Source organism: Tengunoibacter tsumagoiensis, assembly GCF_003967535.1.
In the GTDB taxonomy this organism is placed as follows: domain Bacteria; phylum Chloroflexota; class Ktedonobacteria; order Ktedonobacterales; family Ktedonobacteraceae; genus Tengunoibacter; species Tengunoibacter tsumagoiensis.
Genome location: NZ_BIFR01000001.1, coordinates 482,889 through 496,580, shown reverse-complemented (window position 1 = coordinate 496,580; position 13,692 = coordinate 482,889). Strand labels below are relative to the sequence as shown.

General features: G+C 45.4%; 12 protein-coding genes. 8 read left to right on the top strand and 4 right to left on the bottom strand.

Annotated features, from left to right (window positions below):
• The first annotated feature begins 28 nt into the window (after positions 1-28).
• From EL628_RS02015 to EL628_RS01985, 7 genes are all read left to right on the top strand, one after another.
• The gene (locus tag EL628_RS02015; RefSeq protein WP_126578130.1) at positions 29-403 is read left to right on the top strand and encodes a hypothetical protein; all 375 of its coding nucleotides are present in this window, start codon (positions 29-31) and stop codon (positions 401-403) included.
• Between the two features lie 41 nt (positions 404-444).
• Positions 445-2,046 carry a hypothetical protein gene (locus EL628_RS02010; protein WP_126578129.1) on the top strand — a complete coding sequence of 534 codons (1,602 nt, stop codon included), beginning with the start codon at positions 445-447 and terminating at the stop codon, positions 2,044-2,046.
• Between the two features lie 14 nt (positions 2,047-2,060).
• The gene (locus tag EL628_RS02005; RefSeq protein ID WP_126578128.1) at positions 2,061-2,528 is read left to right on the top strand and encodes a hypothetical protein; all 468 of its coding nucleotides are present in this window, start codon (positions 2,061-2,063) and stop codon (positions 2,526-2,528) included.
• A gap of 185 nt (positions 2,529-2,713) precedes the next feature.
• Positions 2,714-3,010 carry a hypothetical protein gene (locus tag EL628_RS02000; RefSeq protein ID WP_161975209.1) on the top strand — a complete coding sequence of 99 codons (297 nt, stop codon included), beginning with the start codon at positions 2,714-2,716 and terminating at the stop codon, positions 3,008-3,010.
• A gap of 27 nt (positions 3,011-3,037) precedes the next feature.
• Complete coding sequence (locus EL628_RS01995; RefSeq protein WP_126578126.1) at positions 3,038-3,466, top strand: hypothetical protein; 429 nt, start codon at positions 3,038-3,040, stop codon at positions 3,464-3,466.
• 212 nt (positions 3,467-3,678) lie between these two features.
• On the top strand, positions 3,679-4,755 hold the full coding sequence (locus EL628_RS01990; protein WP_126578125.1) for a HEAT repeat domain-containing protein: 1,077 nt from the start codon (positions 3,679-3,681) through the stop codon (positions 4,753-4,755).
• A 263-nt stretch (positions 4,756-5,018) separates the two neighbouring features.
• The gene (locus EL628_RS01985) at positions 5,019-6,413 is read left to right on the top strand and encodes an IS4 family transposase (protein WP_126578124.1); all 1,395 of its coding nucleotides are present in this window, start codon (positions 5,019-5,021) and stop codon (positions 6,411-6,413) included.
• Between the two features lie 623 nt (positions 6,414-7,036).
• On the opposite strand, the gene EL628_RS01980 is transcribed toward EL628_RS01985, so the two are convergent.
• From EL628_RS01980 to EL628_RS01965, 4 genes are all read right to left on the bottom strand, one after another.
• Complete coding sequence (locus EL628_RS01980; RefSeq protein ID WP_126578124.1) at positions 7,037-8,431, bottom strand: IS4 family transposase; 1,395 nt, start codon at positions 8,429-8,431, stop codon at positions 7,037-7,039.
• A 124-nt stretch (positions 8,432-8,555) separates the two neighbouring features.
• A complete protein-coding gene (locus tag EL628_RS01975; RefSeq protein ID WP_126578123.1) occupies positions 8,556-9,320 on the bottom strand; it encodes an HAD-IIA family hydrolase in 765 nt (254 codons plus the stop codon).
• 357 nt (positions 9,321-9,677) lie between these two features.
• A complete protein-coding gene (gene larC / locus EL628_RS01970; RefSeq protein WP_126578122.1) occupies positions 9,678-10,472 on the bottom strand; it encodes a nickel pincer cofactor biosynthesis protein LarC in 795 nt (264 codons plus the stop codon).
• A gap of 185 nt (positions 10,473-10,657) precedes the next feature.
• Positions 10,658-12,367, bottom strand: coding sequence for an ArnT family glycosyltransferase (locus tag EL628_RS01965; protein ID WP_161975208.1), 1,710 nt, complete (start codon positions 12,365-12,367; stop codon positions 10,658-10,660).
• A gap of 512 nt (positions 12,368-12,879) precedes the next feature.
• On the opposite strand from EL628_RS01965, the gene EL628_RS01960 reads away from it, so the two are divergent.
• Positions 12,880-13,668: a nucleotidyltransferase domain-containing protein gene (locus tag EL628_RS01960; protein ID WP_126578120.1), complete on the top strand. Its 789-nt coding sequence runs from the start codon at positions 12,880-12,882 to the stop codon at positions 13,666-13,668.
• Positions 13,669-13,692: the final 24 nt, after the last annotated feature.

The following is a 13,692-nucleotide window of genomic DNA, read 5'->3' as shown; positions in this document are numbered from 1 at the left end:
ACAAGACCTACAAAAGGAGATGTAGATCATGACAAAGTACTTTCGAGATCCAGCAGACGATGGATCAAGCCCTCAAAGCGACGTCGTAAGCTACCCACTTGATGATATGCGCCAGGCAGCCGCTAAAATTCTTGTAGATGCAGATCTGGCCCTCACAAAGCACAATACTCAGTGGTACAGTATCAAAAAATTTGTCGAGCGTTTTCCTGGATTTATGCAAGGAACTATCTTTAATGTCCTCAATCCCTATGAAAAGCGTCTTCGTGACTCCTATCAATGGCAGATGGATTTTGCCACCGCACTATTTGATACTGCTGATCAAATGGAAAATACCGATCAGACCGTGAGCGATAACTTTCAACCAACTGGATTTGATGATGGACATGGTCATCAAGTGATGTAAATATGCTTTAAAACAAGTATTTATGGTAGAAGGAGACAAGGATGAGCTCTGGAAACTGGTTAGATAGCAGATTATCGTTTTTACTCGATCCTCTCAAAGAGATTCAATCAACCCTATTGGTCCTGGATACTACTCATCAAGATGCCGTCAAAGACTTCCAAAAGACTTTTTCAGCCCTCACCAGCGGTCCTAAAGGTTTTCAAGGTGAGGGTGCCACGGCCATGATGGATCTAGTAAACAAATATGTCGCAATCGAAAACTCTGTCTCGGGAAACGTTTATAACAATTCTATATCTATACCGCACACTGGTAGCGGTGGCCCAACTATAAGTACAATTGGATCAGCTTCAGCTGCCATGGCAGTAGCTGTACTGGACGCCACTCCACCAGTAGTCGCAGCAGCAGCTGCTGAGAGTACAGAGGTAGAAGTCGAAGTAGGCCTATTGGTTGCAGATGCCGCCCAGGGAGGAGTTGACCCCATCACTGATGGTGCTTCAATCGGACTGGGCATTAAGATTGGCATTGCAATGCTTGGCGTCGTCATGACGTTGATTGGCATTATCCTTGCCTCATATCTATCCTGGAAATCGCAACTTGATATTTTAGCAAGCACTCCACTTCCCTCCTTACCCCAGAAGCCCGAAGCCCCTACCACCCAGATTGCCCATGACCAGCTTAACCCAACCGTTCCTATCCTGCACGCCCTGACCCAGACCGATCAGAATGACATCGATGACCTTGCAAAAAAGTATTCGAATATAGATGCTGAGTACATTAAAGAACTTTTTGAGATGGGGTATTCTAAAGACGAAGTTGAAAAAATTATTAAAGCTCTACTTAAAAATAAGAGCAGCTATAAAGGCAAGGGTGCTGATAATTACAATAATGCATTGAAATTTGGTTTAGCTGCTCTTCTTAAGCACATTGCTGATGGTATGACCTCGGAAGAATATCAAAAACTCAAAGATGAGAATTATACAGACGAACAGATAAGAGCTATTCTGGCAGCAAATGACCAGACTTTGCCTGAAGTTCTGGATGCTACATTAAAAGCAAAAGCTAGTGGACTTTATCAACAACTTCAAGATCAAGGATTGAGTGAAAGTGAGATTAATTCGATGTTAGGTACTATGACAAAAGATGAAGAAGGTCATAGTGGGCAGTTAAATCGATTGGAGGCTGTTCTTGAGCGCCTGGAAGCAGCAGATAAAAATGGTACTGATCAGAATGGAATGACCAAGCAGCAAATTCATGACCTTTTATTTGATAAAGATCATGGAATCATTTCTGCACTTTTTTCAGGCGAAGATTCAGTAAAACACGAAGGAAAAGTTGCTACGAGTATTATTGAGAAGGTGACTGGTTTTGAGGTGAAATTTGGTCCAGGTGGGAGTATTGGTGAGATTGATATTGAAACTAGTGACTATATAATTGAAGTAAAGAAGGCTGGTGCTAACGTAAGGGCAGACCAAATAAAAGAATTGGAGGCTAATGATATCATGAATCCAGAAATAAATGGAAAAAGAAAGAAGGTATTCATATATGCTCCTGGTTTCAAAGGAAAACAATATGACCCAGATTTATTTCGTAGTATAAGAGAGTTAAGAGAAGCTTTAGGATTAATGGATCTATCATTAATGTAAAAAATGGAGTTAACATGGAACACCCTCATATATTTTTGTCATCCGATGAGATTTCTCTCACTGATTTAGAAGGATTATTAAAGCGAGCAGGTGCACAGATGCTCTATCTGAATGGAAGATCAGGCGTCTTTATGTACGAGCAAAGTCGCGTCTGGGTGAGTCTGGAGGCACTTGAAGATAACGATAAAGAGATCCTCCTGCAAGCAGAACGAATGGTAGGTGCTCCTATTCGTTCCAGTGTCTTGCTTTTGATCTCTAAGGATGATTGGAATGTCGGGTTTCAGATTGCCTACGATTTTGTATACCTCTGCATGCAGCATTACAGAGGTATTATTGACGACTCAATCGAACAATTGCTTGAAGATGAACCTCCATTCTCCAATCTCCACGATAAAGAATGGGTAACAATGGTATATCGAGATCGATATATGTCAAAAGATGTTCCCCCATTAGTAGAAAAACCTGAGGAAGAAACAAATTAGCTCTTTCTTGAGAAGAACCCTCTCGTATAAGAAAAGGAGCCCGTCTGGAGAACCCATATACATTTTTTTCCTGTGATGAGATAAAGGAAGAGGACCTGGCTCGATTGCTCCAGAATTGTGGTGCAGTAATGCTTCATGATAGTGGATCGTTGGCGGTCTTCTCCTATGAAAAAGTCTCTGTCTGGGTGAGCCTGGACGAGGAGGAATGGGAGGCGCAAGATATTGTCCAAAATGCTCAGGCACTTTTAGGTGCTTCTATTCGTTCATCTTTCTCATTACTCAAGTCAAAGAGTAGCGGTGATATTGGAAATCAGCTTATTTATGACTTTGCGTATCTGTGCCTGCAACATTATCGAGGAGTCCTCTCAGATATTAATGGATATATGTCAGAAAGAGAGTGGATAACCCAAATCTACAAAGAACGATATATGTCAAAAGATGTTCCCCCATTAGTAGAAAAGCCTGAGGAAGAAGCAAACTAGCTCACTGTTGAGAAGAATATGAGGCATATGGAACACCCTTTTACGTTACTATCAAGTGACAGGATTCAGAAAGAAGACATTATAAGGATGCTGAAAAATTGTGGTGGGGTATTACTGTTTGACGTGTGGAGGTTGGGCGTAATTTCATACGACAAGAGTCATGTCTGGGTTAGCCTGGGAAATGTTGAAAAAGTCGATAAGAAATCGATAATAGAGGCAGAAAAGATGCTTCAAGCTCCAGTGCTTTCTACTGTTGGGCTATTAACATCTTGTCATGATCCGCAAATTACGTATCAGATGGCCTATGATTTTGCGTATCTGTGTATCCAGCATTATCACTGTGTTCTGGATGATGGGATGGACGAAATAGATGATCAGGAAGTCATTACAGCAATCTATCAAGAAAGGCGTTTTACAGATAGAGTTCCCCCATTAGTAGAAAAACCTGGGGTGTAATCGGGATAGGTATACTCCACTAACCAGGGCTTTCTATAAGCAGCTGCAAAGTTTCTTGCAAAGAAGTAAAGATTTTGTAGATAAACTCCGTAATAGGGAAAGATATGATGGCCCTTCTACGTGGGATGAGCCACGAAGGGAAGTACTTTTTGGGAGTGAGGTATTAGAAGCGGTCAGGCAGCTTACCAAATTAAGTTAGAAAAGTTAAAAAGGTGAATCAAGATTTTTATAATGATTTCTATGTTAATTTAGATAAAATTGATGGAGAGAGACTAAAACGCATCCTGACAACCATTCAAAGTGGAGAAGGAGATGTATCAGACCTTACAAGAGCAATTGAACTGTTTGGGGATGCACACTATTGGGAATCTGTTCCCGAGATGAAGCGCTTGCTTAGCCATGATCATTTTCAGGTACGTTATAGTGCATTGGAAGTGCTGACTCTTAATTTTCGTCTCCCTGAGCTTTGGGAAGTAACACATACTTTTTTAGAGCACGATCCCGATACCAGTTGTCGTATGATCGGAGCTTCCTGTTTAGGGGTGTTAAAACGAAATACAGCCGATCAAAGAACACTTGAGATCCTTGCTTGTGTCGTCGCTAATGCTTCTGAAAAAAGGATAGTTCGTGAAGTGGCTTATGAAGCTATGAAGGACGTTATTGATTATAGTCAGCATCATGCCTCAAGCAGCCCTTTGGATCTCGCTAAAGATGTTAATTGGCAACTTGTTCACCGCTATTGCAAGCAAGAAGAAGTATCTTCTAAACAGACAGATGAAGCAGGCAGCCATGAAATGCTTTTGGACCATGAAAAACCGTTCTGGTTTCTCTCCTCTGATGAAATTACGCAGCAAGATCTCGCCGGTCTGTTAGAGCGCTGTGGCGCTAAGATGTATTATCAAAAAGGATGCCTGGGTGAGATTTCCTATAGGGCGAGCCAGATCCAGATAGACCTGGAAGACCTTAAAACTCAGAATATTAATATAATTCAGAGGGCAGAAAAGGTAATAAAGGCTCCTATACGCTCATCTATTAAGTTTGTAGCTATCTCGGATGATCGAGAGGCAGGGTACCAACTGCTTTATGATTTTGCCTACCTATGTATTCAACACTATGATGGGGTGCTGGCAAACGTAATGTACTCGATTGATTATCGAGCTCCATTAGATGATGATTTTCAACATCCAGATCTTGATACTAAAGAATTCTTGACTGTAGCCTATCAATCGCGCTGGTTTGCAAAATTAGTTCCCCCATTAGTAGAAAAGCCTGAGGAAGAAGCAAACTAGCTCACTGTTGAGAAGAATATGAGGCATATGGAACGTCCTTTGGGGCGAGATGGAATGATGGCTCACCTCGGCCATTATAAATAATGGGCCTTACTCCCTCATGCAATAAATTGCACTTTAAAAGAGATTTATCGCCTAAAAAACGTAGGGCCCATCATTCATGCATCTGGTACAACTAAATTAGAAATCGAGTTGCAAAAAGCTCCAAAAAAGAGGATACTCCTATTTGGTTTCAAAATTCAAAAAACAGGAGATCCTCTTTCATGAAGCATACACCAGGCACGCAAGACCCTGCATCCCCGCACGCCAATGTCTCCCTTCAAGAGCAGATGATCGCCGTGTTTCAACACCTGCTGAACGATACCAACGCCCTCTCAGCACGTCCTTCCAAACGTGGGCGCCCTCCTGTGCTGCCCCCACTGCAGTTGTGGCTCGCCCTGCTGATGGGGATGTTCCAGGCGAAGACCAGTTTTCGCGATATCTGGCGGTTGCTCATTCTGAGCCCTCTGGGGACCTTTCCAGCTGTTCAGATGACCTACGAAGGCATGCGAAAACGCCTGGTCTCTCTGGGATCGGCAACCCTTCAAGAGGTCTATGACCATGTGCGTCTGGTGCTCGCTCAACGAGACCGGCCTGCCGCTCGCTCCGCACTCCCCCTGGCCTCCTTTGCCACCGAGATTGTCGCCCTGGACGAAACCACCCTGCACACCCTCAAACGACTCACCAGCGACCTCAAAGAGCTCCCACCCAACGATCCCCATCTCATCGTGGGAAAATTGGCCGGTCTGTTCGATCTTCGACGCCAACAATGGCGCTGCCTTCAGTTGCGCACCGATGTGTTCGCCTCCTGTTCAACCGGGGCGGCGATGCTCTTAGAGGGCTTACCACGGGCCAGTTTGATTCTGGCCGATCTGGGCTATTTTGGCTTTGCCTGGCTGGATTCTCTCACTGATGCAGGCTATTCGTATCTTTCTCGCTTGCGAGAAAATGGAACCTATGAGATCAAACATATTCTCTACCACGATGAGGAACAGCAGGTCCTGGATGCGATCGTGTGGTTAGGCGCCTATCGTGCAGATCGGGCTGCTCATGCGGTGCGGCTGGTTCAATTTGAACTGCACGGCAAACGCTACCAGTACATCACGAATGTGCTTGATCCTCTGGTCCTCCCGATCCTGGAAATCGCACAATTGTATGCACGTCGATGGGATATTGAACTGATGTTTAAGCTGCTCAAAAGGGATGTGGGGATCCGCATCTGGTGGGCAGCCAGACCAGAACTGGTCGAGATCCAGCTCTGGATTGCTCTGATTCTGGCTCAGATCGTCTGTGCCTTGCGCTTCGATCTTGCAGAACAAGCCAACGTCGATCTCTTTGATGTCTCGTTGCCTCTCCTGATCAAAGTGCTCGGGGGTCTCAAAACGTCGTCGTCTCCGCTGCTGCAAGAACTGGTGACGCATGGTCGTGCCTGGGGGGTCATTCGACCTCATCGGCGTCATACGATCCTGGTGCCTGCCCTCAAACCCCATGGGTATCGCCCTCTGCCCGAAGGGATGGTGCTGCGACGAGCACCGCGCTATGGCTGTCGACATCGGCATCCACGAAAACAGGCGTTTCTTCCACGGTACCAAGATCGGTTTCTCATAGATTCGCCCTGAGGCTTGCGCTGTCAACGAAACGAAGCCCCCATGACCATGGGCCTTTGTGGCCTTTCCGGAAGGAGCAAAAGCGAGAAAAGCAGCGAGAAAACCGTAAAACAAGCACTGCTTGCCTGATGATCGATGATTTCCTGTGGTCTGCTCTTTCTGGGCGAGCGAGAACGGCCTCTTGTTTTGGGAAACAAGAGGAGACTCCTGGCATCCCATCCTCGCTGCGATCCATTCTCTTTTTCATTTAGTTGTACCGGATGTCATTCATGATGGCCGCCGTGAGCCACCCCGCCATTACCCCCCCATTATCTCACCCCTCACGCAACAAAAATCTTCACATAAGCGATTTATCGCGCAAGAAGGTAGGGCCCATCATTCATGCATCCGGTACAACTAAATGAAAAAGAGAATGGATCGCAGCGAGGATGGGATGCCAGGAGTCTCCTCTTGTTTCCCAAAACAAGAGGCCGTTCTCGCTCGCCCAGAAAGAGCAGACCACAGGAAATCATCGATCATCAGGCAAGCAGTGCTTGTTTTACGGTTTTCTCGCTGCTTTTCTCGCTTTTGCTCCTTCCGGAAAGGCCACAAAGGCCCATGGTCATGGGGGCTTCGTTTCGTTGACAGCGCAAGCCTCAGGGCGAATCTATGAGAAACCGATCTTGGTACCGTGGAAGAAACGCCTGTTTTCGTGGATGCCGATGTCGACAGCCATAGCGCGGTGCTCGTCGCAGCACCATCCCTTCGGGCAGAGGGCGATACCCATGGGGTTTGAGGGCAGGCACCAGGATCGTATGACGCCGATGAGGTCGAATGACCCCCCAGGCACGACCATGCGTCACCAGTTCTTGCAGCAGCGGAGACGACGACGTTTTGAGACCCCCGAGCACTTTGATCAGGAGAGGCAACGAGACATCAAAGAGATCGACGTTGGCTTGTTCTGCAAGATCGAAGCGCAAGGCACAGACGATCTGAGCCAGAATCAGAGCAATCCAGAGCTGGATCTCGACCAGTTCTGGTCTGGCTGCCCACCAGATGCGGATCCCCACATCCCTTTTGAGCAGCTTAAACATCAGTTCAATATCCCATCGACGTGCATACAATTGTGCGATTTCCAGGATCGGGAGGACCAGAGGATCAAGCACATTCGTGATGTACTGGTAGCGTTTGCCGTGCAGTTCAAATTGAACCAGCCGCACCGCATGAGCAGCCCGATCTGCACGATAGGCGCCTAACCACACGATCGCATCCAGGACCTGCTGTTCCTCATCGTGGTAGAGAATATGTTTGATCTCATAGGTTCCATTTTCTCGCAAGCGAGAAAGATACGAATAGCCTGCATCAGTGAGAGAATCCAGCCAGGCAAAGCCAAAATAGCCCAGATCGGCCAGAATCAAACTGGCCCGTGGTAAGCCCTCTAAGAGCATCGCCGCCCCGGTTGAACAGGAGGCGAACACATCGGTGCGCAACTGAAGGCAGCGCCATTGTTGGCGTCGAAGATCGAACAGACCGGCCAATTTTCCCACGATGAGATGGGGATCGTTGGGTGGGAGCTCTTTGAGGTCGCTGGTGAGTCGTTTGAGGGTGTGCAGGGTGGTTTCGTCCAGGGCGACAATCTCGGTGGCAAAGGAGGCCAGGGGGAGTGCGGAGCGAGCGGCAGGCCGGTCTCGTTGAGCGAGCACCAGACGCACATGGTCATAGACCTCTTGAAGGGTTGCCGATCCCAGAGAGACCAGGCGTTTTCGCATGCCTTCGTAGGTCATCTGAACAGCTGGAAAGGTCCCCAGAGGGCTCAGAATGAGCAACCGCCAGATATCGCGAAAACTGGTCTTCGCCTGGAACATCCCCATCAGCAGGGCGAGCCACAACTGCAGTGGGGGCAGCACAGGAGGGCGCCCACGTTTGGAAGGACGTGCTGAGAGGGCGTTGGTATCGTTCAGCAGGTGTTGAAACACGGCGATCATCTGCTCTTGAAGGGAGACATTGGCGTGCGGGGATGCAGGGTCTTGCGTGCCTGGTGTATGCTTCATGAAAGAGGATCTCCTGTTTTTTGAATTTTGAAACCAAATAGGAGTATCCTCTTTTTTGGAGCTTTTTGCAACTCGATTTCTAATTTAGTTGTACCAGATGTCATTCATGATGGCCGTCGTAACCTTACAGCTCGACATCAGCAATTGAGTTAAAGATCATAGTGGGGCGATAGGGGAAACGATCGACCTGTTCGCGCGTCGTAACGCCAGTCAGAACGAGGATCGTGCGAAGACCGCTCTCCAGCCCGGCCACAACATCCGTATCCATGCGATCACCAATCATCACCGTATTTTCCGAGTGAGCATTGAGCGTCCTGAGTGCCATGCGCATCATCAGAGGATTGGGCTTGCCCACGAAATAGGGCTGCACTCCAGTCGCAGCACTGATAAGCGAAGCCACCGCGCCGGTAGCGGGAACAATGCCACCAACCCCCGGGCCCATTACATCAGGATTGGTAGCAATAAAGCGAGCGCCTGCACTAATCAGGCGGATAGCCTGAGTAATGTGGGCAAAGCTATAGGTTGTCGTCTCGCCAATCACCACATATTCGGGGTCCTGATCGGTGAGCACATAGCCAATATCGTGCAGAGCCGTCGTCAGGCCTGATTCGCCGATTGCATAGGCGCGTCCATTGGGACGTTGTGAGTGTAAGAACTGTGCAGTTGCCAGAGCCGAAGTATAAATAGCCTCACTGGGGACATCCAGACCTAAATAAGAGAGACGAACCTGAAGATCCCGAGGTGTATATTGCGAATTATTCGTCAAAATTAAGAACGGAATCCCCTCTGAACGTAAGCGCTGAATAAACTCCACCACCCCTGGAATCAGGGTAACGCCCCGTAGAAGCACTCCATCCATATCCGTTAAATAATTTGTGATACCTTCCATCTTGCTCCTCCAATAAGCATTCCTCTATATTCCCAATCTCTCGGGAAAATATATTGGGAATACTCTCAATTATTCCTGCTAGCATAGTATCACAGATTTTTGGCCTGAACCAAAATTGAAGAGCTAAACCCCTCCATCTCCTGGCTCATTTGCTCTCAGCTCTAAAGATGAACGTGAGGGGGAAAGATGAAAAATCCCCAGATACATGTACTGAAAGAAGAAAACGACTGAAATTCTCATCAAATTATCATTTTCAGTCTGTAAGATGAGAGAGGAACTGGGGAGATGAAACTCTTTCTTGCGGTAATAGTATACCAGATGCTTCATCGATCTCCAGTCCTCGTTCTATCCGATAGCTCAATCGTGATCGTGAGAATGGTCGTGGTGAGAATGTGTATGAGCATGGTTATGGTAATCATGTGACATCCCAAAGGAGCTACCAAGATAGACCCGCAGGCAATTGGGCCAGATCAGACGTTTCTGACCAAAGCCATAGCCCACCTGTTCAATCGCGATTGCAGGCATCTCAAAGGTTGCCAGAGTTGCGAGAATAGCCGCTCCTGTTGGAGTAACAAGCTCACCTTCTAATGAAGTTGGAGTCCAGGGAGCTTTAACTTGACTTAGAATCTTCAGGGTTGCAGGGGCAGGGATAGGCATCAGACCATGAGCCATACGCAGATGTCCACGCGTTAAAGGCAATGGCGAAGCATAGAGCTTCGTAATCTCCAGAGCATCAATCGCGATAGCAGCTCCCACTATATCTACAATCGAATCGAGAGCACCCACCTCATGAAAATGAATCTCTTCCAATGGGACACCATGAATGGCGGCCTCAGCCTTGCCAAGTGTGCGGAAGATAGCGCTGGCCTGTTTACAGACCGTTGGTGAAAGATCAGACTGCTCTAAAAGATGAAGAATCTCTTGCAAGCCTCGTACTGGCTGCTCCTGTTGTGCAAGCTCGACCATCAGTTGTGAGCCCGTAATTCCTTGATCACTATATGGGCGCACTTTTAATGTATACCCTTCGATTGGGAGGCTGAGCAAGCGTTGTTGCAATAGCTCAAAAGGGAGCCCTGCATCGAGCATAGCCCCCAGGAACATATCCCCACTAATGCCAGAGTGGCAATCCAGGTAAGCAATTCTGGTAGTCATAGCTGTATTGTATCTTTCCTAAATTCAGTATAAATCTCGTTCTCCACTATGCAAGTTATACGCGTTACTGTCAAGAGAAGCAGCACTCTCAAGCCCTGGTCGAATGAGACGAGCAAAAAATCTGCCAGATCTTGTTCCAGCCTCTGTCTGATTGAAAACTGGAGTCGGGCTAACTGACATAAGAACTAAGGGTTGGAATGATCAGGGAAGCATCGTACAACCGTCCAGGTGTCATTAGGCCAGGTGTTATCTACATAGAGAACATCTTTGCGTTGGCAAGAAACGTCAAAACCTGTTTTTAGAACAGCTACATAAGAAGGTGCCTGGTTTATTTTATCAACTGGAGCAAAAGGGCCAAAAAAGAACCGATTATAGCTTAAGACCCAATATTTCCCATCAATTATTTGGGTATCTGCGTGTGTATAAAAATCCTTAGGATCAGGATGGAGATAAAAAAGGGTATCAGCGTAAGTAGCCCAATCATGATTGGTATTGATATAAATATGTTCATCTTTATGCGCTTGTGATAGAGCGTGTTGAAGAGTGCTATCAAAGCCTGCATTAAATGCAGCAGCATTATCTGCATTAAACGTGCTCAATTGTGGACCGTTATCTGTAAAGTAGTATTGATAAAACAACATATTAGGCAGGAAAATGGTACCCACAAGCACAATGGTAACCACGATTTGATTGTTCAGTGGCTGTACATATTTAAGCAGACAGACGATACCATAAGCTCCAAGAACGATCAGGGGAACATAAATTGAATTAGAGCGATGGACGGTAAAGATAAAGAGGATAAATAGCGGAGAGACAGCGATGAGCCAGAAAACGAAGAGATTTTTTGATAGTGGACGCTGTTTCAAGCTAAAATACAGTCCCAATGTCGAGAACGGTGGCACCAACCATCCCAGAGCTGAGATCCATGGGACACTATTAAAAGTCCAACCATCCTGGTAACCACTAATTAAAAAGCGTAAATTGCTTTTTAAGATGCCTAGCCGCGTATATTGTTCGTTGACCTGATCTAATCGGTTAGATGGAAATAAAGGGATGCTAAATGGTAGCGAAGAGAGATGGCGGATCTGCTTATGGAGTACATAATTTTCTAATATAAAGAGAAAAAAAGGTGTTGCAATAATTAAAAAGATGACAAGACTGGCTAAAAAGCTCCATTTTTTGTGCCAGATTGTTTTATAGTTAAATAGCCAGAAGCTAAGGAGAAACAAAGTAGCTGGAACCAATGCAGTTCCATAAGCATAAAATGACAAGGCCAGGGGGATTAAAGAGAGCGGAATCCATCGTTGTCTCTCTGGCGTATCGTAGCAATAAAGTAAGGTAGCAATATTTAATAAAAAGAAAAAAGGAAGAAGATTTGACTCCATACTCCAGCGAGAGACCATCAAGTGCCATGGAAGAGTGGCCATTAAAAAAGCGGCGAGAAGACCGGTATGAACTCCATAGACTTTTTTTACCGTAAAATAAAGGAGAGGAATAGCCAAAATTCCTAAGGTAACGGGAACAATACGAATAGACAAAAGATTGAGGCCAAAAAGTTTAATAAAAGGGATGCTCAGGTATGCCTCTAAGACATTCTGTCCAGAGCCCCAGTTTGGAAAATAGATAGGGAAACGATTTCCCCAACGATCAGTACCGTTCTGTAACAGTGAATAGGCATCATATCCGTTGGTCGCTTCATCCACCCAAAGCCCGGCGGGTAGATTTGGGAACTTATATAGTCTTAAAATCGCAGCAATGGCCAGAATAAGCCAGAATGCAACTCTTTCCCAGGATGATAAAAGTTTTGTTTGCCAGTGATGTAGATTATTCTTTGATTCAGAACTGATTAGTTGTGGCTGCGTTTTATCTATTAAAGTCTCAGAATTGTTTGTCATGGCAGTAAGAATCTCCCTTCTATAGAGCCTTGAAGAGAATACTAAAGCCATTATATTAAGTCCACTGATTTATAAAATCGGGCAAGAAAACTTATGACGTCTTCAGCTTTGTGGATAAACCGATGGCTCTAAATGAATTCACAGATAGGCTTATCTCAATTTGAAATGCGATAGGCAACCTTTTTACTTCGTAATTTTCTCATTAAGAATGCAGATAGTATAATCGTAATGAAGAATACTGTCAAAAAAGGGTCTACTACACGAAAAAAGTACTGTGAAAGAGTCAAATAAAATTAATGCTATTTAATGTATTAACCAGCTTTATTGTTATTTAACACATCTTTAATGAATTATAAATCGATAATTAAGGAAAATAAAATTAATTGATCTTTTAAGGAGAATAAAAGGTAATTTATTTTATCGTGATCCTTCTATTGTTTTCAACTCTGTTTCTCTCCACAAGAGAACTCAAGGGTGATATTATACAAGAAAAATGAAATGGAGAGTCATGTATGGAAGCACATCATGAACGAACTATTCAACGCCTGATAGAGCTATTCCAGAATGATCCGCGTTTCCCCGCTTTGATTATCTCTGGCTCAATCGCTCATGGGAACGCCAATCCAACTTCAGATGTTGATGTTTTGCTGGTTGCCAGTGATGAAGAGTATGAGCGCCGTTCCGCGGCCAATGATCTCATCTATTTTAATACTGAGATCTGTGATTATCCAGGTGGCTATATTGATGGAAAGATTGTGAATCTGGCGTTTTTGCAAGCAGCGGCTGCTCATGGAAGCGAACCCACTCGCTATGCACTGATAGGTGCCTATCCTGCTTATTCACATATTCCGGGTCTTGACGAACTATTGAAACAGATTACGACCTATCCAGAGCAAGAGAGAGACCGAAAGATGGCCTCTTTCTATAGTCAGATTATGGTCATTCATGGCTATTTTATTGATCAATCAGTTAAATATGATAATGCCTATCTGTTGATTCACAGTATTAGTGATCTGGTCCTGTATGCTGGCCGCCTTCTGCTGGCCTATAATCGACGGTTTTTTCCCTGTCATAAATCGTTATTGGATGCAATCAGTCAGGTCGAACAGAAGCCAGATGATTTTATAGAGCTAGCCAATCGAGCTCTGCGCGAGCCTGATGCAGCCAATGCTAAAGCTTTAGCCAATTGTATTATGAATTATCGCGACTGGGGCATTAATTATATGGAAGCGATTAATCATTTTTCACGAGATAGTGAATGGAACTGGCTGGATGGACGTCCTCCTCTGGCTGATTGCTAATATTGGAGGTCAACCATTCTCTGA

Bases quoted from the DNA above. Each gene is read 5' to 3' on its own strand.
- EL628_RS02005 (WP_126578128.1), top strand. From the start codon at position 2,061: ATGGAACACCCTCATATATTTTTGTCATCCGATGAGATTTCTCTCACT.
- EL628_RS01980 (WP_126578124.1), bottom strand. From the start codon at position 8,431: ATGAAGCATACACCAGGCACGCAAGACCCTGCATCCCCGCACGCCAAT.
- EL628_RS01975 (WP_126578123.1), bottom strand. From the start codon at position 9,320: ATGGAAGGTATCACAAATTATTTAACGGATATGGATGGAGTGCTTCTA.
- EL628_RS01995 (WP_126578126.1), top strand. From the start codon at position 3,038: ATGGAACACCCTTTTACGTTACTATCAAGTGACAGGATTCAGAAAGAA.
- EL628_RS01985 (WP_126578124.1), top strand. From the start codon at position 5,019: ATGAAGCATACACCAGGCACGCAAGACCCTGCATCCCCGCACGCCAAT.
- EL628_RS02010 (WP_126578129.1), top strand. From the start codon at position 445: ATGAGCTCTGGAAACTGGTTAGATAGCAGATTATCGTTTTTACTCGAT.
- EL628_RS01965 (WP_161975208.1), bottom strand. From the start codon at position 12,367: ATGACAAACAATTCTGAGACTTTAATAGATAAAACGCAGCCACAACTA.
- EL628_RS01960 (WP_126578120.1), top strand. From the start codon at position 12,880: ATGGAAGCACATCATGAACGAACTATTCAACGCCTGATAGAGCTATTC.
- EL628_RS02015 (WP_126578130.1), top strand. From the start codon at position 29: ATGACAAAGTACTTTCGAGATCCAGCAGACGATGGATCAAGCCCTCAA.
- larC (WP_126578122.1), bottom strand. From the start codon at position 10,472: ATGACTACCAGAATTGCTTACCTGGATTGCCACTCTGGCATTAGTGGG.